At 64.2% G+C, this 20,115-nt stretch carries 15 protein-coding genes; 3 read left to right on the forward strand and 12 right to left on the reverse strand.

Annotated features, from left to right (window positions below):
* Positions 1–7 precede the first annotated feature (7 nt).
* Entirely contained in the window at positions 8–1,258 is a 1,251-nt protein-coding gene (gene oiaX / locus MAFF_RS28615) for a 3-oxo-isoapionate-4-phosphate decarboxylase OiaX (RefSeq protein WP_010914499.1), read from the reverse strand.
* A gap of 182 nt (positions 1,259–1,440) precedes the next feature.
* On the opposite strand from oiaX, the gene MAFF_RS28620 reads away from it, so the two are divergent.
* Positions 1,441–2,154, forward strand: coding sequence for a transcriptional regulator NanR (locus tag MAFF_RS28620; protein ID WP_010914500.1), 714 nt, complete (start codon positions 1,441–1,443; stop codon positions 2,152–2,154).
* Between the two features lie 6 nt (positions 2,155–2,160).
* On the opposite strand, the gene apnL is transcribed toward MAFF_RS28620, so the two are convergent.
* From apnL to MAFF_RS28675, 11 genes are all read right to left on the reverse strand, one after another.
* Positions 2,161–3,999: a D-apionate lactonase gene (gene apnL, locus MAFF_RS28625; RefSeq protein ID WP_010914501.1), complete on the reverse strand. Its 1,839-nt coding sequence runs from the start codon at positions 3,997–3,999 to the stop codon at positions 2,161–2,163.
* Positions 3,996–5,030 (reverse strand): Gfo/Idh/MocA family protein, encoded by a 1,035-nt coding sequence (locus tag MAFF_RS28630; protein WP_010914502.1) that lies wholly within the window; start codon positions 5,028–5,030, stop codon positions 3,996–3,998. The genes apnL and MAFF_RS28630 overlap by 4 nt, the downstream gene beginning before the upstream one ends.
* A 2-nt stretch (positions 5,031–5,032) precedes the next feature.
* Positions 5,033–6,097 (reverse strand): ABC transporter permease, encoded by a 1,065-nt coding sequence (locus tag MAFF_RS28635; protein ID WP_044549524.1) that lies wholly within the window; start codon positions 6,095–6,097, stop codon positions 5,033–5,035.
* Positions 6,090–7,661, reverse strand: coding sequence for a sugar ABC transporter ATP-binding protein (locus MAFF_RS28640; RefSeq protein ID WP_010914504.1), 1,572 nt, complete (start codon positions 7,659–7,661; stop codon positions 6,090–6,092). The genes MAFF_RS28635 and MAFF_RS28640 overlap by 8 nt, the downstream gene beginning before the upstream one ends.
* The gene (locus MAFF_RS28645; protein ID WP_010914505.1) at positions 7,658–8,323 is read right to left on the reverse strand and encodes a DUF2291 family protein; all 666 of its coding nucleotides are present in this window, start codon (positions 8,321–8,323) and stop codon (positions 7,658–7,660) included. Before MAFF_RS28645 ends, MAFF_RS28640 begins: the two co-directional genes overlap by 4 nt.
* A 78-nt stretch (positions 8,324–8,401) precedes the next feature.
* Entirely contained in the window at positions 8,402–9,343 is a 942-nt protein-coding gene (locus MAFF_RS28650) for a D-ribose ABC transporter substrate-binding protein (protein ID WP_010914506.1), read from the reverse strand.
* Between the two features lie 300 nt (positions 9,344–9,643).
* Positions 9,644–10,471, reverse strand: coding sequence for a phosphogluconate dehydrogenase C-terminal domain-containing protein (locus MAFF_RS28655; RefSeq protein ID WP_044551473.1), 828 nt, complete (start codon positions 10,469–10,471; stop codon positions 9,644–9,646).
* Between the two features lie 105 nt (positions 10,472–10,576).
* Complete coding sequence (locus MAFF_RS28660) at positions 10,577–11,602, reverse strand: ABC transporter permease (protein ID WP_010914508.1); 1,026 nt, start codon at positions 11,600–11,602, stop codon at positions 10,577–10,579.
* Positions 11,599–14,082, reverse strand: coding sequence for an ATP-binding cassette domain-containing protein (locus MAFF_RS28665; RefSeq protein ID WP_010914509.1), 2,484 nt, complete (start codon positions 14,080–14,082; stop codon positions 11,599–11,601). Before MAFF_RS28665 ends, MAFF_RS28660 begins: the two co-directional genes overlap by 4 nt.
* 67 nt (positions 14,083–14,149) lie before the next feature.
* Complete coding sequence (locus tag MAFF_RS28670; protein WP_044551478.1) at positions 14,150–15,172, reverse strand: ABC transporter substrate-binding protein; 1,023 nt, start codon at positions 15,170–15,172, stop codon at positions 14,150–14,152.
* 633 nt (positions 15,173–15,805) lie between these two features.
* Positions 15,806–16,924: an NAD(P)/FAD-dependent oxidoreductase gene (locus MAFF_RS28675; protein WP_010914511.1), complete on the reverse strand. Its 1,119-nt coding sequence runs from the start codon at positions 16,922–16,924 to the stop codon at positions 15,806–15,808.
* A gap of 113 nt (positions 16,925–17,037) precedes the next feature.
* Between MAFF_RS28675 and MAFF_RS28680 the strand changes: the two genes are divergently transcribed.
* Together MAFF_RS28680 and MAFF_RS28685 are read left to right on the forward strand one after the other, a co-directional pair.
* Positions 17,038–17,943 (forward strand): LysR family transcriptional regulator, encoded by a 906-nt coding sequence (locus MAFF_RS28680; protein WP_010914512.1) that lies wholly within the window; start codon positions 17,038–17,040, stop codon positions 17,941–17,943.
* A gap of 89 nt (positions 17,944–18,032) precedes the next feature.
* Positions 18,033–20,111 (forward strand): hydantoinase/oxoprolinase family protein, encoded by a 2,079-nt coding sequence (locus MAFF_RS28685; protein WP_010914513.1) that lies wholly within the window; start codon positions 18,033–18,035, stop codon positions 20,109–20,111.
* The last annotated feature ends 4 nt before the right edge of the window (positions 20,112–20,115 follow it).

The raw sequence follows: 20,115 nt of genomic DNA on the forward strand, positions 1-20,115 counted from the left end.
ACTTCGCTCACGCCGCCTTGCCGTCGCCGAACTTTTCGATCGAGCGCGCGAGCTCGGCATGGCTGCGGGCATATTTCGCCAGCGGGATGCCATCGACCGCCGCTTGCCAGGCTTGCCGCACGGCGCGCACGCCGGCGCCTGGCCCGTCCGGATGGCTGACGATGCCACCGCCGCAGAGATAAAGCAGATCCACCGTGCGGCCGGTTCGTTGGTAGGTCTCGGGCGCCTGCCCGCCCCACTGGCCGGAACCTGCGACCGGCAGCGCGCAATCGTCAGGCGAAAAGATCGGCGTCGTCACTGCCTTGAAGGATTCGATGAAGGATGCATCCGGCTCCCAATATTTTGAGGCGATGCCGTTGATCTGGAACTGGTCGACGCCGAGCAATCGCCAGAACTGTTGCCAGACCTTGAAATCCATGCCGAGGCCGGGGTGGCGGGTGAGGATGTCCCAGCCGTTGCGATGGGCGTGCAGCACCAGGCCCGATCGCTTCCGAAGGTAAGCCATGCCGCCGAAGCCGATGGAGTTGATGTTGATGACCGCGCAATTGCCGCCGGCCTTGAGCACCAGATCATGGTTGCGCATCATCTCGTCCGGGTCGGCATGCGAGATGCCGAAGGCATACATCACCTTCTTGCCGGTCTTCTGCTCGTGGTCGCGGACCAGCGGCATGATCGCCTTCACCCGCTCGGCCAGCGGCGAATAGGCCGGGCTCATCAACTTCTCGTCGTCCTTGATGAAATCGACTCCGGCGGCGATCAATTCGCCGACCATCTCGGCTGTCTCGTACGGCCGCAGCCCCAGTGCCGGCTTGACGATGGTGCCGATGATCGGGCGGCCCTCGACGCCGGTCAGTTTGCGGCTGCCGGCAACGCCGAACTGCGGGCCGGGATGGGCGCCGCGATAGTCATCAGGAAGCTTCATGTCGACGATGCGGATGCCCGACAGGCCCTTGATCGAATAGGTGCCGCCGATGGCGATGGTCATCAGCGCTGACAGGTCTGTGCCGATAGCGTCGAAGGGAAAGGCGATGTCGACATCGGCGCGCTTGAACGGGCCATTACTGGCTTCCGGAATGGAGGGCTGCACGGCGTCGGGTAGATGCCGGATCGCCAGGACGCGCGCCGCCACCCGGGCCTTCAGTTCCTCGGTTTCGCCAGGCAGCGCGACGAAGGTGCCAGTCGACTGGTCGCTGGCGATCTTGGCCGCCAGGGCCTCGATGCTTTCAGACGTTTCGATGCGATAGGTGAGGGTGATCATGGTCTGCTATCTCAAGCCCAGGCGTTCGAAAAAGTTTCACCGGCGTCCGAAATCTGGTATAATGAGTACATAAGTATTGCAAGACATATCCCGCTGGAAGTTTTGCGAGGTCGAAGCCCGCATTTCCGCGAATTGTGGCGGCGGTGTTAGATAGGGCCGGGTCAAGGGAGTGATTCGCGACGATGAACCGTTCGGAACCAATTGTCCGGCGCAAGCTTTCCGACGAGGTCTTCTTGCGGCTGAAGCGCCTGATCACCAGCGGCGAGTTGCAGCCGGGCGACGACATGCCGTCAGAGCGCGAATTGATGGAGCGCTTCGAGGTTGGCCGGCCGGCCATCCGCGAGGCGATGCAGGCGCTGAGCAATATGGGCCTCGTCGCCATCTCGCATGGCGAGCGGGCCAAGGTGCTGCAGCTCACCGCCAAGTCGATCATCAAACAGGTCGATGGCGCGGCCAAGATCATCCTGTCGTCGTCGAAGGACACGCTCGAGCACCTCAAGACCGCGCGCATCTTCTTCGAGCGTGGCATGGTCAGGGAAGCCGCCGAGAAGGCCACCGTCGAGGATGTGCAGCGGCTCAAGGCAACCGTCGCCGAGCAGCGTGCCGCGCGAGGTGATTCCGAAGCTTTCATTTCCGCCGACATGAAATTCCACACCCAGATCGCGGCGATATCGGGCAACCCGATCTATGTCGCCGTCAGCGAGGCGATGCTGGGCTGGCTGAAGGAGTATCATACTGAAATGCTGATCTGGACCGGCAAGGAACAGTTCACGCTGACCGAGCACGAAGAGATCATCGGCCGCATCGAGAAGAAAGATGCCGATGGCGCCGAGAAGGCGATGATCAAGCATCTGGAGCGCTCGCGCGCCCTCTATGTGATGAATTCTGAAAAGTAATCTGATTCAGCCGATCCGCGCGATCGCGTAGGGTGCCATAACAAGATGGCCTCGGCCAAACTCCGAAAGGTCGACCGCCACGTCGCTTGCCGTCAGGTTCGTCAGCCACACGACCGTCTCGCCCGAGGATGAGCGACCGGCCAACGCCAATACCCGGGTCTCATCGCTCGTTTTGGCCGTGACATGTTTAAGGCCAGCCAGTTCGCAAAGCCCCTTGATAGTCTGGAAGACCGGCCGGAATGAGCCTTCCGCAACGGGTTCCCCGGATGCAGCCAGCACGCCGAATTGCCCGGTGAAGCCGGACAGCGTCAGCATCTCCAGGCCGGCCGGCGCGACACGCGCGGCATAGCCGATGGTCCAGGCGGCGGCGAACTGGCCATTCTGGCGCGGGTCGCGGTTCGCCATGGCGATGCGCTCTCCCCGCGGATTGTCCTTGGTGGCACCGCCATAAGGGTTCTGCCGCATGGCAATGGTCGAAGGTCCGATCCGGTAGGGCTTGTCGCCGAAGATCGTCCGCGCCGACCGCGTGATGAACGGCAACGCCTCGAGCGACTGCATGACGCTGAGATCGTCGGCGGCGTGTACGATCGGGCAGGTGCAATGCGTGATGAAATCGAGCGGCCCGGCCGGAACGCGCTTGCGGTTGAGCTCGGTGAAATAACTGAACATGCCGCCGCCGAGACGGATGTCGGGAAAGGCGCGGCGTGCCGCGGCATAGACATCTTCCAGCGGCGGGCAGGGCGGCCAGGCACTCCCCGGCGGTGTCGACTGCCGGTCAACCGAAGGCGAAACCGCGATGGCGTCGAGCCGCAGATTTGCCCGGCGCACCATGTCGGCGACCTCTGCGAGTTCAGCATCGAGATCGCCGCGGCAGGCGACCACGCATTCGAGCGTTGTGCGGGCGGGATAAGCGGCGGCGAGCCGGGCGAAAGCGCGCAAGGCATCGAGCCCATGGCCGCCCGTCGGATCGTAATGAAGCAGCAGTTGCTGCGGGCCGAGCGCCGACAGTGTTGGGAGGTTCGCCAGCGCCGTCTCGACATCGTCGGGATAGATGATCACGCCGACATCCGGCAGCGCCGGACCGGGCTCGCCGAGCGTCACACGGATCGCGCCGGATGCCTCGGTGGAGGCCGGTGTGTTGTCGTCACTGGCAATGCGCAGGCTGATCGTCTGGCGGTTGGTCTCGCCGGCCGGCAGCACATAGGGCCACGGCAGCGCCAACGGCCGCACATAGGTCTTGTAGGAGGCGTCGGACCAGTTGCGCTGGTCTTCCATTTCGAAAACGTCGCCTTCCATGCGGCACTCGGCGGTGACGCCGGGCCGCACTTCATGCGTGATGGCGCGCAAATCCCTAAAAGGCTGCCACGGGTCGATCAGGTCAGGCAGTGTCGTCGCCACCACGCTGCCATCGGTGTGCTCCACCGTCACCTGGCTGCCGGCGAGGCCGGCAATCGGATGCAGGATGCAGAAGCCGCAGCGGTTGGTCTCGAAATCACTTTCGGGCAGCGCGTTGACGTCGAACACCAGCTGCCCATCAGAGGAGCCTTTGATGGTGGCGTGGAAGGCGAGCCGGCTTCCGCCCGGCCCGGCGCAGCTTGCCGCATAGCTGACGGAGAAAGCATCGGCACCCTGATCGATGGTCAGGTTCGTCAGCGCGGGTTCGTAGGTGCCCCAGTCGCGGTCGCGCACGATATAGGCGATGGCGCGCAGCACCTCGGTGCCGCCATGGCGGATTGTGCGCAGATTGCCGTTGACGAATTCGGCGCTGAGCGGGCCGGCGATCAACCGGACCGGTTCGGTCTCCGCCGCGTGCGTGCCGCAAAGGAGGAAGCGATCCGTGGTCATTTCAGCAGGTCGTCGATCTGCACCGGTTGCCGGCTTGCGGCGCCGATATAGGCAGCCTCGACCAGCGCGAATGTCTTGAGGTTGTCGGCGCCGGACGTCGCCGGCTCCTTGCCTGATGCAAGGCAGTCGACCCAGTGCCGCTGGATCGCCAGCACGCTTTCCTGGATGTTGTGCCATGGCCGTGAGGCCCAGGGCAGTAGCGGCGGTGAGATATCCCTGACCGTTGTGCCGCTCTTGCCGGTGACGGTCAGCTGGTATCCCTGCGCCAGCCGGAGTGTGCCGTCGCTGCCGTCGATCTCGATCAACGTTTCGGGAAACGGCTCGACGGCAAGCCTGGTCGCATAGCTGCAATCGACCACCGAAGTGGCGCCGCTCTTGTGATCCATCAGCATGGTAGCGACATCCTCGCCGGCGATGGCCGGGTTGACCCGCGCGGTGCGGGCGGTGAGGCTCGATACGTCACCCAGCAGGAAACGCGCGATGTCGAGGATGTGGATGCCGAGATCCTCGATGATGAAGCGTTTGCCCGTCGCCAGATAGGGCTGGCCGGAAAACACGTCATAGGCGGAGCGAAAGGAGATACGCCCGAAGAAAGGCGTGCCGATCTCGCCGCTGTCGAGCACCGCGCGCACCCCCTGGATCGGCGACTGCCAGCGAAAGTTCTCATGCACCATCAGCGGCACGCCGGCTTTGGCGCAGGCCGCGACCATCACCTTTGCGTCGGCGAGCGTCGGCGCGAAGGGTTTCTGGCAGATCACCGGGATACGATGGGCGGCGGCCATTTCGACCAGCGGCCGATGGCTGGCCACGGTGGTGGCGATGTCGACGAAGTCGAGTGTCTCGGGCGCGAACAGCGCCGCTGCGTCGGTGTAGCGCTTCGCCACGCCGAACTGGTCGCCGACGATCCTGAGCCGCTCCGGATCGCGGTCGCAGATGGCGACGATCGAGGCGCCCGCTATGTCGCGCCAGGCATGCATCTGGTTGACGGCGAAGAAGCCGCAGCCGATTAGCGCTCCGTTCAAATTCGCCATGATCAACCCGCCTTTGCCATCTGCATCAGGGTGACACGCTGCTGAAGCCGGCGCTGTGCCTGGTCGACGACGACGGCGACGATGATGACGAGGCCTTTGATCACCATCTGCCAGAAGGAGCTCACGCCCATCATCACCAGCCCATCCGACAGGATGCCGATGACGAAGGCGCCGACGATGGTGCCGCCGATCGTGCCGCGGCCGCCCGACATCGAGGTGCCTCCAAGCACCGCCGCAGCGATGGCATTCAGTTCGAAGCTCTCGCCTGTTGCAGGATGCGAGGCCATCAGCTCCGACGAGATGATCAGGCCGACGATCGCCGCGCAGAAGCCGGAGAACATGTAGACGAACATCTTGACCATGTTGACGCGTACGCCCGAAATGCGCGCCGCGCGCTCGTTTCCACCGACGGCGAAGATGTGGCGGCCGAGCGGCGTGTACCGGGCGAGATACGCCGCGCCCAGCGCCACCACGATCAGGATCCAGATCGAGACGGGCAAGCCGACGAGCCGGCCTGCGCCGAGGAAGCCGAAGCCGGTGGTGCCGAGTTCCGGCTTGCCGACCAGATTGGGGAAGGTGCGGCCGTCAGACGACAGCAGCGCCAGGCCGCGCGCCACATAGAGGACGCCGAGCGTGGCGATGAAGGGTGCGACGTTGAGCCGGGTGATCAGCAGTCCGTTGACGGCGCCGATCAAAATGCCGACCGCCAGGGTGATCAATGCGATCTCCACCACGTTGAAGTAGATGGTGTAGCCGAATTGCAGGTCGATGCCGTTGAGCACGAGATAGCCGGCCACCATGCCGCACAGGCCGACGATCGAGCCGACCGAAAGGTCGATGCCGCCGGTGATGATGACGAAGGTCATGCCCATGGCGAGGAAGGCGTTGAGCGCCACATGCTTGGCCATCAGGATCAGATTGGCGGCGGACAGGAAGTTCGGGGCGGCGATGGAGAAGAACACCAGCACGGCAATCAGCGCGATGAAGGTCCTGAGCTTCATCAGCGTCAGCAACGCCGAGCCGCTGGAGGCCGATGCGTGAGCCGCCCTGGCCGGAATGTCAGTCATCAGCGTTGCTCTCCAAATTCTGGGGCAAGATGTGCGGGGCGGGTCCATGGCCGAGCGCCGATGCGGCGACAATCGCGGCTTCGCTCGCCTCGGCGCGATCGAACATGCCGGTCAGTTTGCCATTGCTCATGACCGCGATGCGGTCAGATAGCGCCATCACCTCGTCGAGATCGGAAGTGGCGAAGAGGATGCCGAGCCCATCGCGCGACAACTTGCGCATGGTGCGGAAGACATCCGCCTTGGCGCCGACATCGATCCCGCGGCTCGGCTCGTCCATCAACAGCACCTTCGGCCCGGTGAGGAGCGCCTTGCCGATTACCACCTTCTGCTGGTTGCCGCCGGAAAGCGACGAGACTTCCTGCGTCGGATCCGCGACCTTGATCGAAAGCTCCCGCACCATCTGCGTGACCGCCTGACGCTCTGCGCCGCCACGGATATGGAAGACGCGCACGAAACGCGACAGGCTGGCCAGCGTCAGGTTGCTGGCGACCGAGAGGATCGACACCAGGCCCTCGCGTTGGCGGTCTTCCGGAATCAGCGCCAGCCCGCGCCGTATGCGCCGCGTCGTATCGCGTTCCCTGATATGCTTTCCGTCGATGAAGATCTTGCCGCTGGCATGGCCGTGGCGGCCCATGATGCAGTCGAACAGCTCGCTGCGGCCGGCGCCCATCAGTCCGTAGATGCCCAGAATCTCGCCGGCGCGCAGCGACAGCGAGACATGGTCGACCGCCAGTCCGCCGGTGACGCGCGGCAGGCAGATGTCTTCGGCGCGGAAGATCTCCTCGCCGGGAACATGGCCGTCGGCCTTGGCGAAATCCTTGGCGTCCGAGCCGATCATCTGCCGCACGATCCACTGCGTGTCGACGTTCTTCACCTCCTCCTGGCCGGTGATGCGGCCGTCGCGCAGCACGGTGATGTAGTCGCCGATGCGGATCAGTTCCTCCAGCCGGTGCGAGATGTAGACGATCGCCACGCCGCGCGCCTTGAGGTCGGCGATCACCTTGAACAGGATCTCGACTTCCGCCGCACTGAGCGCCGAGGTCGGCTCATCCATGATCAGGATGCGCGCGTCGAGCGAGACAGCCTTGGCGATCTCGACCAGTTGCTGCTGGCCGATGCGCAGGTCCTCGACCAGCATGTCCGGCCGGATGCCGGCTTCGAGCCGATCGAGGAATTCACCGGCCCGCCGCTCCTGCTTCTTGCGGTCGATCTTGCGAAACCGGTTGGTGATCTCGCGCGTGGCAAAAATATTCTCGGCAACGGTCATGTTGCCGAACAGGTTTAGCTCCTGGAACACCATACCGATGCCGCGGGTCACCGCATCACCTGAGGAGGAGAAGGAAACCTCGTTGCCGTCGAGCAGGATGCGCCCGGCCGTCGGCTGCTCGACGCCGGCGATGATCTTCATCAGCGTCGATTTGCCGGCGCCGTTTTCGCCAACGAGCACATTGACCGCACCCTTGCGCACCTCGAAATTGGCCTGCTTGACCGCGACGGTGCCGGCATAGACTTTGGAGACGTCTTCCAGCTTCAGGATGACGTCATGATCAAGCGCCGTGGTCATGGCTTTGGCCCGATCTCGGCCTCCGCCGGGGTCACCAATGGCAGGTCCTGGCCGCCTTCAATCGTGTAGGCGCCAAGCACCTTGGCGGTGCGGCCCTCCAGCGCCTCGCGCGGCAGCTTGGACAGCACGGTCTTGTCGGCGAAGGCGTTGAACGCCTTGCCGAACTGGGCGAAGTCGATCTGGTTGGTGAAATCGTTGAATTGCACGAAATCGAGGCTGTCTCGCAGTGCGGTTCCGCGCATTGCCGGGCCGATCTGGATGCGGGCATCCGCCTTGCCGTCGCCGTCGACGTCGATATCCATCGTCCCCGCGCGCGACTGCGTGTTGGCGGCGACGATCTTGCCCTCGACGCGGACCGCGAAAGTCCATGGCGAATTCGCCTGCTTCTTGGGGTTGCCGTATTTGGCGCCGGCCGCCGCCTGATCGGTCTTCGCCAGCGCCTGGACTTCGGCGAACGGCCCGGCCCTTTCTTGCAGATACGGGATGACCTTCGCAGCCCATATATCCTCAACCATCTTGTCCGGGTTGAAACCGGACGCGTTGCCTGCGCCGCCTTGCGCCGATGGCGTCGGTAGGATCTTGCAGGCGCTGAGGCCGATGCCGGCGGCCAGCGCAAGGATCGGCCAAGTCGCCTTAATCGGCCAGATCGGCTTGTTGAGCATGAAGGTCAAAGTATCCTGGTGAAATGGAGGCGAGGGACGAACCCCTGGTTCGCCCCCCGCTGTTCGAGTTTCGCCGGTTCAGTTCTTCAGCGCGAAGGTTTCCAGCTTGGCGGCATTGCCGCCATTGACGAGCACGCAGTCCATCAGCTGCTTTTCCTTCTCTGGCGATTTCTTGTTCTTGATGAAGTTGTTGGCCTGCTCGACCGCCATCTGCGCCTGGGCGTAGGCGGGCTGCAGCACCGTCGCCTTGATGCCGCCTGATGTGATGGAATCGCGCACGTCGTTGGAGCCGTCGAAGCCGACGACGATGACATCCTTGCGGTTCGCCGCGGCGAGCGCCGCATAGGCGCCCATCGCCATCGTGTCGTTGCCGGAGATCACGCCCTTGATGTCGGGGTTGGCCTGAAGAATCGATTCCATCTTGGAATAGGCCTCGGTCTGGCTCCAGTTGGCCGACTGCTGCGCCACCTTCTTCAGGTCTGGATAGTCGTCGATTACGTCGTGATAGCCCTTGGAGCGGATGCCGGCATTGGTGTCGGATTCCTTGCCGACCAACTCGACATAATTGCCCTTCTCGCCCATCAGCTTGACGAATTCCTGCGCGCCGAGCTGGGCGCCCTGGTAGTTGTTGGAGACGATTTGCGCCACGGCGACGCCGGTGGCGTTTATCTCGCGGTCGATCAGGAAGGAGGGGATGCCGGCGTCCTTGGCCTTCTGCACCGCAGCGACGGTGGCGTCGGCGCCGGCATTGTCGAGGATGATGGCCTTGGCGCCGCGGCCGATCGCGGTGTCGATCAGTTGCGACTGCTTGTTGGCGTCGTCGTCATGCACCAGCACCAGCGCCTCGTAGCCGAGCTCCTTGGCCTTTGCCTCGGCGCCGACGGCTTCCGCCTTGAAGAACGGATTGTCGTGTGAGGGGGTGATGATCGCGATCAGGTCGGCCGCGAAGGCCGGCGCCGCCGTGCCGAGTGCCAATACGCTGGCGAAAGCCGCAAGCGTCATTCTGCGAGTAAGTTTCATGAAGTCCTCCCATTGAAAAATCTCGTGCCTCGACCAGCCGAGGCCGCTGTCTCCATTTGAATTCGTTAGGCAGTGCGGCGGCGCGCCGCTCCGATCAGCAAAGCCGCTTGCCGGCTTTTCGACCGAACCGATTTTCGCGCCCGTCCCCGCCATCCTCCGCTCGTCCGATACCTTCTCCCAGCGGAGAATGATCAATCCAAGTGCGTGAATAGCTTAGCTAACTGGTATGATGAGTCAATCACTAATTCAGATGATCTGTATCTAACCGTGCACCTTTGTGCAGCAGAAGGAAGGCGCGCCTCATGTGATGCGCTGGATGCTGGCGGCGATTTCTTCCGGCTCGAAGACGCGCTTCCAGTCGTCGCGCATCAGCACCGGCTTGCCGAATTCGATGGCCTTGTTGCAGGCATCGGAAAACACGCCCTTGGTCTCGCCGAAGATAACGGCGCCGAGCACGTTCATGTGACCGAGCAGGAAATCGAGTGCGGCCTGCCGGTCGACGCCGCGCGCCACGACCTCATCGAGCGCTTCCTTCATGACGACGAGCAGCGAAGCGCACACCGTCTCCGAAAGGCCAGGCTCCAGCAGCGCCATGTGCTCGACCGTGACGCGGTGCGAGCGCATCACCGGTGCCCAGATGATCTGGGCGATCTTCTCACCCTTGGCGTAGTCTTCCTCCGGCCCTTGCATCAGGGCGCTAACGAAGTGCTGTCTGGCCTTAACCCCGCCGAAGAAGTCCTTCTTGGCGGCCATGTCGGTCTCGTCGTTGAAGATCGGCGGATGGCAGGGATGGGTCACGAAGTAGGTAAGGTCCGGACGATTGGGCAGATGGCCGGCGAAGGGTGCCGCCGCATCGAGCACGATCACCATCGTGCCGGACACAAGCTTGCTTTCGATGCTGGCGGCGACCTTGCCGATATGAGTATCCGGCACCGCCAGGATCACGACTTCGGCGTCCTTGAGCGCCTCATCGACGCCGACCGCATCAAAGCCGAGTCCGGTTTTCAGCCGCTCCTTGCCGGCCTCGCTGATCTCGACATGGCGGATCGTGTAGTCCGATCCGCGAAAATTGGTCGACAGGCGGTAGCCCATTTTCCCGCCCGCACCAAAAAGCGCAATCGTTGTCATCTGGCTTTGCTCCTTGAACCCTAGGCGATCGTCGGCGATCGTCATCTTATATACTGGTATGATCACTCTACCATAATTTGGCAAGTGGAATTGTCGGCCTGGCTGTCACTCCGGCAACGACGCGGCCGCCTTTGCCTTCGGCGTCGCTCCATCTGCGGGCTCGGCAGTGGTGCGCCGCGCCAATACCTGTCGACCGGCAAGCGCCAGGACAAAGATGACGACGATGCCCTGGACGATGTCCTGGGCGCCTGGCGGCAGCCCGATAATCTGCATGGTCGTCACGATCAGGATGAGCAGGATGCTGGCGAACAGGGTGCCGAGCGCGGTCGCCGAGCCGCCGAAGATCAGCGTGCCGCCGAGCACCACGGCGGCGATCGACTGCAACAGATAGGGCTGGCCCATTTCGAGGAAGGCGCCGCCGATATAGGCGCCGAGCAGCAGGCCATCGATCGAGGCCAGCACCGACGAGATGATGAAGGCCGCCGCGATCACCCGGCCATTCCTGATGGCGGCGAGCCGGGCGGCCGCGCGGTTCTGGCCGACCGCCGACAGGAGCTGCCCGAACACGGTGTAGCGCAGCACAAAGGAAGCCGCCGCTACGCCGAGGATGGCGATGATGGCCATGATCGGAACGCCCGAGATGCGGCCCGTCGCCAGATCCTTGAGCGCCGGGCTGACGGCAAAGCCGGGGATTGCCTTGTTCGACAGCAGCGTCGCGGTCGCCAGCACATAGCCGGTGGCGAGCGTCGCGATAATCGCCGGAATGCCGAGGCCGACGACAAGCAGCGAATTGAGCAGCCCGACCGCGAGACCGAGCAGGACGGCAGCCGTGACGCCAATGGCAAGATTGGCATCCTGGCCCTTGATGGTGAGCAGCGCGACGAAGGCGCTGAGCGTGATCACCGAGGCGACGGAAAGATCGATGTTGCCGCGCCCTGTGGTGACGACGAACATCTGACCGATGCCGACGACGGTCAGGAACGAGGCCGACAGCACGATGCCTGACAGGCTGGACAGGCTGAACCGGTTGGTGACCACGGAGAGCACGAGCCAGAGCAGGAGCACGCCGATCGATGCCCAGACCCAGCGGTTGTTCTGGGCCCAAAGAGTGAAGGCGGACAACGCGTTCATTGTTCGCTCTCGCGGTCCGCGGTCAGGCCGCGCAACGTCAGGAGCGCGATCAGGATCAGCCCTTGCGTCGCGGCGTTGAAGTCGCTGCTGACATTGAGCGTGCCAAGCAGTGCGCCGATCAGTGACAGCGTCACCGCGCCGGCGATGGCGCCGACCGGCGAGACGATACCGCCAAGCAGCGAGCAGCCGCCCATCACCACGGCGGCGACGCTGAGCAGCGTGAACGAATTGCCCGAGTTGATGTCGCTCGCCGTGTTGATCGCCGTCAGTGACAGGCCGGCGGCCGCGGCGAACAGCCCGGCGATGAGATAGCGCACCAGCGCGTAGCGTGTTGGCGACCAGCCCGAGCGGACCATTGCCGTCGGATTGTTGCCGAAGCCGCGCAGCACCACGCCAAGTGGCAACCGGTCGATCGTCAAGACCACCAGGGCGACCGCCGCGATGAGGATGATAGATGTCGGCAAGAAGTCGAGCGACCAGCCGAATAGCGCCATAAGCCATTCAGGGCTGGCGCCGCCTGGCGTCGGCTGCAGCGCATAGCCCAGCCCCACCCAGATGAAGGAGGCGCCGAGCGTGACGACGATCGCCGGGATCTTTCGTGCCTGGATTAGCCCGCCGAGACCAGCATAGGCGGCCACCGCCACAAAAAGCGCTAGCGCGCCGAGCCATGGCTGATCGTAGAGCAGCGTGGCGCTGAGCACGCTGATCAGCCCGGCGAACGCGCCGACGCCGAGATCGATTTCGCTGCCGCCGACGATGAACATCTGCGCCGCCGTTACCAGCACCAGTGACAGCGCCGGCATCAAGAGCAGGTCGAGGCCGAAGACCGAGGCGACCGCCGGATTGGCCGAGACCATCACCGCCAGCACGGCGGCGAGGCCGATGAAGGGGGCTGCGTTCACCAGCCCGCGGACAAGCCCGGCCGCGCCGGCCTTGCCGTGCGCGGCGTCGATGCGCTTGTCCGTCGGCTGGACGAAAGACGCCCCGACGATCGCCGCTTCGGTGATCGCCTCGCCGGTCAGTTCCTTGACGATCCGGCCGCCGGCAAAGACCAGCACGCGGTCGCAAGCCAGCAATTCGGCGTCCTCGGTCGTATGCCAGACGAGTGTCCGCCCGCTGCGTGCGATGTCGTTGCAGAGCCGGTAGAAATCCTGCTTGGTGGCGATGTCGACGCCGCGCGTCGGATCGTCGAGCAGGATGATCGGCGTATCGGCGACCAGCGCACGGGCAACCAGCGCCTTTTGCTGGTTGCCGCCGCTCAGCTCCAGAATGTTGGACCCGAAGCGGTTTTCGTCGAGCCGCAGCCGGCCGGCGGCGTCGGCCGCGGCCTCGCGATTGACCCGGTTCGAGACCAGGCCCAGCGACGGGCGGCGCGCAAGGCTGCCGATGGAGATGTTGCCCAGCACGCTCCACAGCGGGAATACGCCTTCCTTTTGGCGGTCGCCTGCAATGAAGCCGGCTTCGCCGGACCGGGTGACGGCGGCATCCTTCGCCGGATTGGGCTTGAAGATGGCGTGCAGCAGCTCCTTCTGGCCGCTGCCCTCGAGCCCCGCCAGTCCGACGATCTCACCGCGCGCGATCTCGATGTCGCGGCCGAGTTCGGATGTCAGCGCCCCGGACAGCCGCACCAATGCGCCTCCGGTGCTGGCGACGGTGGCGCCATGCTGGTGGATCGAGTTTGCGTCGCCGCCCATGAGCTGCACCAGCTTGCTTATCGAGGTGTCCGCCACGTCGCCGCGCCAGGCGATGCGTCCGTTGCGCAGCACGACAACCTGCGCGGCGATGTCGATGATTTCCTGCAGCTTGTGGCTGATGAAGATGAAGGCGAGCCCGGCCTCGGCCCGCTCGCGGATGAAGGCCCGCAACTGCTTGGAGCGATCGAGATCGAGCGACGAGGTCGGCTCATCGAGAACGATCAGCCTGACGCCGGGTGTGGCGGCGGCACGCGCGATCTCGACCATCTGCCGCTCGGCGATGGACAGCTGGCCGACTTCCGCATTCACATCGATGCCGTTGCCGGGAAAGACGGCATCAAGCGCCGAGCGCGCGCGGCCTCTGAAAAGCATCCGCCAGCCGGGCCGGCTGGCCGCGTCCTGCGGCGTCTCCAGAAAGAAGTTCTCTGCCACGGACAGATTGGCGCACAGCGACAGTTCCTGATGCACCATGCGGATGCCGCGCCGTTGCGCTTCCATCGTGTTGTAGTCGGCGAAGCTGAGCATCTGGCCCGCGAACGAGATCGAGCCGAGGGTCGGCCACATCGTGCCGCAAAGAATGCGCATCAGCGTCGATTTGCCGGCGCCGTTGCCGCCGACGAGTCCGATGATCTCGCCGGCCGAAACGGCGAGGTCGATCTCGGCGTTCGCCAGCGTCGGCCCGAAGCTCTTGGTGATCTGTGAAAGCGAGACGATTTCCTGCCGGATCGAAAAGGCGGGCGCCCTGGCGGCTGCACCCTTCTGATCGGCAACGGCAAGGTGGGACATTCGTCCTCCGTTCTTCACGGTCAGGGATCGGGCGCTTTCGGCGGTCCGATCCCTTGTGCTTGTCGCGTTACTTGCTCAGCAAATTCTGCTTGACCCAGTCGAGCGAATAGCTTGGGCTGATGATCTGGCCGCCCGGCAGCTTGGCGTATTCCTTGAGGTTGCTGGCATCGACTGTTGCGACCGGCATGATCATCATCTTGGGCGCCTTGGCGCCTTTGAGCAGGGACAGGCCGAGCCAGAAAGCAGCGCCGCCAATGCCCGGCGTCGTGTTCATGGAGACGGTCTGGTAGCTGTTCTTGGCGTTCTCGTCGGCCCACCATTTGACGAAGTCGGTACCGCCGCCGCCCTCGATGATCGGCATCTTGTCCTTGTACTCGCCGCCATACTGGACGAAGGCTTGGGCAATGCCGACATCGTCGCTGCCGCCCTGGCCGAGCACCGCATCGACATGCGGCAGCGAGGGCAGGACATTGGCGATGGCCGCCTGCGCCACCGAGGCGGTCGCCTGGCCATAGACGGTGGCGACAACCTTGATGTCGGGATATTTCGCCAGCACCGATTGCTGCGCGTTGAACATGTCGTTGTCCGGGGCCGAGCCCTTGACGCCGCGCACCTGGATGACGTTGCCCTTGCCGCCGAGCATCTTGAACACAGCTTCCGCCTGGGTCGCCTTGTAGCCCTTGAAGTCGAAATTGAGCTGGTAGTTGCAGGACGCAGACGCGACAGAATCGAAGGAGACGACGATGATGCCGGCCTTGCAGGCTTTCTCGATGATGCCGTTGACCGCGGTTTCCGAGGCGGCGTCGACGGCGAGCACGTCGACCTTCTTGAGGATCAGTTCGGCGATCTGGCTGTTCTGCTGCGCCACCGAACCATCGCCATTCATGACGATGTAATCGGCGATCTGCCCAGCCGCCTTCGCTTCCTTGGCCGACGCTTCGAAAGCCTCCACCATCTGATGCCGCCAGGTGTTGCCGTAATAGGCGTTAGTGAGCGCGATGACCGGCGCGTCCGAAGATGCCATTGCCGGCATCACAGCAACGCCCATCATCGCAGCGCTGGCGAGCGCCGCCACGATTGTAAATTTCATGGTATTTCCTCCCAAAAACACGATCGGCTTGGCTTGCCACATGGGCACAGCGGAACCCTTGGGGACACGCTATGTCAGGTACATATTATACCAGCATACCAAATAGACAAGGGCTTTGCTGCCTGCGCGGGGTCGCTGGGTGAAAAGCGCCGGCCAAGCAATCAAGCAATCCCGTTGAATTGGCATGTCGTCTGGTCAGACAAGCCCGGATCCCGAGGGTCAGGTCGAGCCTTCCTTAACGAAACGCCCCCAATGCGGTCATTCCAGAATGGTTCGGAACGGGCCGCTCTTGTTGCGAAGGCGGCATTGAAGGCCAGCTAAGGTCACCTGTGCACACAAGAGTTGCGGTACGATACGGGATGACGCGAAAGAACTCTGATGTTGGACCGAAAGACCCTGCAACGATGCGTGCGGTAATCGGCGGCAATGGCGTACGACTAGGTCGGCTCTGATTTCGGCCGCGCACGTCTCCGGTGCCAGGGTTGGTGGCTAAGGTCGTTAAGGAAATTTTCGTCCCTTACAGCGTCACCTCTTCGCCTGAGATCGTCATGCCCTAAGGCGCATGCGAGAGTAACCATCCCGCCTTTCGCGGCCAAGAGAACCATCGTGGCGCGGATGTCGTCAGTTGCTCGATCAGGCTGCGCGGCCGAAGCGATCAACCCTGAAATCGTCGAGCGGTGTTTCGCAACGGCCGGTCATGATGAGTTCGGCCATGGCGTCGCCCACGCCCGGACCAAGCTGGAAGCCATGTCCGCTGAAGCCGAAGGCGTGGAACAGGCCCGGCGTTGTCGCCGAGCGTCCCATGACCGGCAGCATGTCGCGCACATAACCCTCGCAGCCGGACCAGGTGCGGATGACCGCGACCTGCGCGATTGCCGGCAGCAGTCGCGCGACCGCGCGCAATTGCAGCGGAAGGCGCGTGGGATCGGCGACCGCATGACCTGGATCGAGGTCCACCGGTACCCTTTCGGCCGCGCCGCCGAAGACGATGTTGCCCCGCTCGACCTGACGCAGATAGGCGCCATGGTCCTTGTCGCGCGTCCAGATGCCCACCACCGGCAGAATCCGATGCGGCAGTGGCTCGGTCACGCCCATCTGCGGACCGCAGGCGTCGAGCGGAACCTCTTCGCCGAACTGCGCGGCGATGCGCGCGCCCCAGGCTCCGACGGTATTGAGCAGACACTCGGCGGCGAATGTACCTTTGGAACATACGACAACGAACCCGGACCCCGAGCGCCTGATCGTGTCGATTTCGGCATCCTCGACGATCGCCACGCCGAGCTTGCGGGCGGCTTCGGCGAAGGCCGGCGCGATCAGTCGGGGATTACCGCTGCCGTCATGCGGCGAGAACGACGCGGCGATCGCGTCGGGGCCGAGGCCGGGAAAGCGGGAGGAGATTTCGCGCTGTCCGAGTTCCTCCAGTTCAAGCCCCCAAGGTCGCGCCGCCTCGGCATAAGCCCGCATGTCGGCAAGACTACCTTCATCAAAGATCAGCCGGATATGACCGGTGGCGCGGAATTCCACGTCACGGCCCAGCATCCGATCGGCCTCTCGCCACAGCTCAAGCGAGCGGTGGGCCAGCGGAAGCTGGGACAGATGACGCCCCGTGCGCCGGATGTTGCCGAAGGAAGCGACGGTCGCTCCGGTGCCGACCCGGCTGCGCTCGATCAGCGTCACGCGCGCACCGCGCCGGGCGAGGAAATAGGCCGAAGCCGTTCCCATCAATCCACCGCCCAGCACGATCACATCCATGGTTGTTCCTGCGCGGAGCGAATGATCCTGAAGTCGCCGATCTTGTCGGCTCCGCAGGATTGCGTCAAAGATGGGTTTGGACAACAGCCATAAGCTTGACCTATGGAGTGGCAATGCGGGCCCGTCAGCTCGAAGTGTTCATCGCCGTCATGCGCGCGGGTACCGTGACCGCCGCGGCGCGGATGCTGAACATCTCCCAACCCGCACTCAGCCAGATCCTGCTCCACACCGAGGACGAACTCGGCTTCACGTTGTTCGAGCGCATCAAGGGCCGGCTGCGGCCAACCCCGGAGGCGCTCGAGATATTCGCCGATGCCGAGCGTCTATCGGCGGGGTTGGAGGGCTTGCGCCGCAAGACCACTGATCTGCGTCTGGGTCGGACGGGGCTGGTCCGGGTCGCGGCCTCGCCGCCGCCAGCCCTGGCGATCTTGCCGCGCGCTTTCACCAGCTTCCGGGCGCGGCATCCCGATATTTTGCTGCGCTCCCACATGGCGCCGATCGCAGCGATCGTCGACATGCTGCGCGCCGGCGATGCCAGCCTTGGCGTGGCCTTGGACGACCGCCTGCCTCCCGACATCGAGGCGGAGGTGCTCGGTAGCGTCGGCTTCGCCTGCCTGCTGCCCACCGGGCATGCGTTGGCCGTGAAAACCGAGCTCACGCTCGCCGATCTCGCCGGCGAGGAATTGATATCCTATCGCGGAAACACCCGCCCCGCCGACGAACTGGCCCATGCCGCGCGCGCGCAAGGTGTGGCGCTTTCGCCGTCGCTCGAGATCGATGTCTCCATCTCGGCGGTCGGCTTCGTCCAGGCCGGTCTGGGTATCGCCCTCGTCGATGCGCTGCTGCCCTGGCACCAGTTTGCCGGGCTTGCCGTCCGGCCTCTCGCGAATGGGCCGGAATTCCCGATCGCGCTGCTCACCTCGCGCACACGGGCTCTTTCGCGGGCCGATGAAATGATGCGCGACCAGATCCGCGCGGCCTGTTCAGTCGTGCTGGGCAGTGACGGGACAGGGGCATAAGCAAGACTTATATTGTTCCTCGTCATACGTCTTGGACCCCGGCCATCCTGTCGTGTCAGCTTTGGTTGGCAGACAGGAAGGGACGTATCATGGATGGTGCCATCGCGGCGGACGAGGCGCGGAACCAAGCTGACTGGAAGGTCGGCGTTGATATCGGCGGCACATTCATCGATTTCTGTGCGCTCGAAGCAAATTCCGGGCGCGTTGCCTCGCTGAAAGTGCTGACGACGCCGGAGGATCCGGGCGCCGAGCTGATGACGGGCCTCAGGCTGCTTGCTGAGCGCGAAGGCTTTGACCCCACCCGCATGACGCGCTTCGTGCACGGAACGACCGTCGGCATCAACACCATCATCCAGCGCAAGGGCGCGCCGCTGGCGCTGTTCACCAATGCCGGCTTCGAGGACGTGATCGAACTTGCGCGGCTGCGCATGCCGGATATGTATTCGCTGTTCTGCTCGCGGCCGGACCCGCTGATCTCGCGCGACATGGTGTTCGGCATCCCGACCCGCATGCGTGCCGATGGGAGCGAATCCCAGGCGCCTGATATGGTGGCGGTGGAGAAGGCGGTGGCCGCGGCGAAAGCGAACGGCGCCCTAGGCATCATCGTCTGTTTTCTCCATGCCTGGCGCAACGCCGCGCAGGAAGCCTCGGTCAAAGCGGCCATCGCTCGTCTTGCGCCTGATCTCTTCGTCTTCTCTTCGGCCGAGGTGTGGCCGGTCATCCGCGAATATGAGCGCAGTTCGACCGCCATCCTCAACGGCTATGTCCATCCGCGCGTCTCATCCTACCTGACGGCGCTGGAAGCGCGGCTGAAGGACCGCGGCGTGCCTGCCCGCCCGATGCTGACCAAGTCGAATGGCGGGCTGATGAACGCGGCCGAAGGCAAGCGCGCCTGCGTGAACATGCTTTTGTCGGGAACGGCCTCCGGCGTCATCGGCGCCTCGTGGCTGGCGCGCCAGGCTGGTGAAAACAGGATCCTTACCCTGGACATTGGAGGGACCTCGGCCGACTTCGCGCTCATCATCGACGGCGAGCCGCAGTTCGGGACAGGTGAGCTTATCGGCGAATTCCCGCTCCATATCCCGTCCGTGTCGGTCAGCTCGATCGGTGTCGGCGGCGGCTCGATCGCCAGCGTCGATGCTCAAACGGTGCTGCGGGTCGGGCCGGAGTCGGCCGGTTCGACACCTGGGCCAGCCTGCTATGGCCGTGGCGGCGAACGTGCGACGGTGACGGACGCCATGGTGGTGTGCGGATGGCTCGGCCACAGCGAGATGGCCTATGGCCAGCTCAGGATCGATACCCAACTGGCGCATCGCGCGGTTGGCGACCTTGCCGCCCGGCTCGGCCGCACGGTCGAGCAGACGGCGCAGGCGATCCTCGATATCGCGGTGTCGGAAATGTTCGTCGAGGTCGAGAAGCTCGCTTCGCGCGCCGGCGTCGACTTGCGCGATTTCACGCTGATGCCCTTTGGTGGCGGCGGCCCGATGCTCGGCGCCTTTCTTGCCCGCGAGCTCGGGATGAAGCGCGTCATGGCGCCCCGCCGCCCCGGCGTGGTGTCGGCGCTGGGCGGGCTGGTGGCGAATCTGCGAAGCGACTTCATCCGCACCGTCTTCACCCCGCTGTCGGGCGCTACGCTCCCGGCAATTCGCGAGGCCTTCGAGGCGCTCGCGCATGAGGGGCGCGGCTGGCTTGCGGCGCAGGGGCACGACGCGGCGGCGGAACTCACTCTGTCCTGCGACATGCGCTACTTCGGCCAAAGCTATGAGATCGAGGTCGTCCTTTCGCCGGAATGGCTGACGGACGACGACGTAGCGCCTATCGAGCAGGCCTTCCATCTTACCCATCAGAGGCTTTACGATTTCCACGACCCGGATGGCGAGGTCGAGCTTGTGGATATCAGGCTGTCCGCCATAGGCGCCGGGCCGAAACTCTCCCTCCCGGAGACCGAAGAAGTGGACGTTGCTGCCATCCCGGCGCGCCGGCTCCCTGTCTATACGGGCCTCCGCGTCGAAACCGTCGACCTCCACGACCGGCAGGCCCTCGTCCCGGGCAGCACGTTCCACGGGCCTGCCGTGGTCGTTCAGGAAGACACCACCTTCGCCATTCCCGCCGGAGCGCAGGCACGGGTAGACCGCCATCTCAACCTTCTGCTGACCTTCGCGGAGTGACGCC

It is taken from the genome of Mesorhizobium japonicum MAFF 303099 (assembly GCF_000009625.1).
Lineage (GTDB): Bacteria > Pseudomonadota > Alphaproteobacteria > Rhizobiales > Rhizobiaceae > Mesorhizobium > Mesorhizobium japonicum.

Bases quoted from the DNA above. Each gene is read 5' to 3' on its own strand.
- MAFF_RS28645 (WP_010914505.1), bottom strand. From the start codon at position 8,323: ATGCTCAACAAGCCGATCTGGCCGATTAAGGCGACTTGGCCGATCCTT.
- oiaX (WP_010914499.1), bottom strand. From the start codon at position 1,258: ATGATCACCCTCACCTATCGCATCGAAACGTCTGAAAGCATCGAGGCC.
- MAFF_RS28650 (WP_010914506.1), bottom strand. From the start codon at position 9,343: ATGAAACTTACTCGCAGAATGACGCTTGCGGCTTTCGCCAGCGTATTG.
- MAFF_RS28665 (WP_010914509.1), bottom strand. From the start codon at position 14,082: ATGTCCCACCTTGCCGTTGCCGATCAGAAGGGTGCAGCCGCCAGGGCG.
- MAFF_RS28630 (WP_010914502.1), bottom strand. From the start codon at position 5,030: ATGGCGAATTTGAACGGAGCGCTAATCGGCTGCGGCTTCTTCGCCGTC.
- MAFF_RS28655 (WP_044551473.1), bottom strand. From the start codon at position 10,471: ATGACAACGATTGCGCTTTTTGGTGCGGGCGGGAAAATGGGCTACCGC.
- MAFF_RS28640 (WP_010914504.1), bottom strand. From the start codon at position 7,661: ATGACCACGGCGCTTGATCATGACGTCATCCTGAAGCTGGAAGACGTC.
- MAFF_RS28675 (WP_010914511.1), bottom strand. From the start codon at position 16,924: ATGGATGTGATCGTGCTGGGCGGTGGATTGATGGGAACGGCTTCGGCC.
- MAFF_RS28670 (WP_044551478.1), bottom strand. From the start codon at position 15,172: ATGAAATTTACAATCGTGGCGGCGCTCGCCAGCGCTGCGATGATGGGC.
- MAFF_RS28635 (WP_044549524.1), bottom strand. From the start codon at position 6,097: ATGACTGACATTCCGGCCAGGGCGGCTCACGCATCGGCCTCCAGCGGC.
- MAFF_RS28620 (WP_010914500.1), top strand. From the start codon at position 1,441: ATGAACCGTTCGGAACCAATTGTCCGGCGCAAGCTTTCCGACGAGGTC.
- MAFF_RS28660 (WP_010914508.1), bottom strand. From the start codon at position 11,602: ATGAACGCGTTGTCCGCCTTCACTCTTTGGGCCCAGAACAACCGCTGG.
- MAFF_RS28685 (WP_010914513.1), top strand. From the start codon at position 18,033: ATGGATGGTGCCATCGCGGCGGACGAGGCGCGGAACCAAGCTGACTGG.
- MAFF_RS28680 (WP_010914512.1), top strand. From the start codon at position 17,038: ATGCGGGCCCGTCAGCTCGAAGTGTTCATCGCCGTCATGCGCGCGGGT.
- apnL (WP_010914501.1), bottom strand. From the start codon at position 3,999: ATGACCACGGATCGCTTCCTCCTTTGCGGCACGCACGCGGCGGAGACC.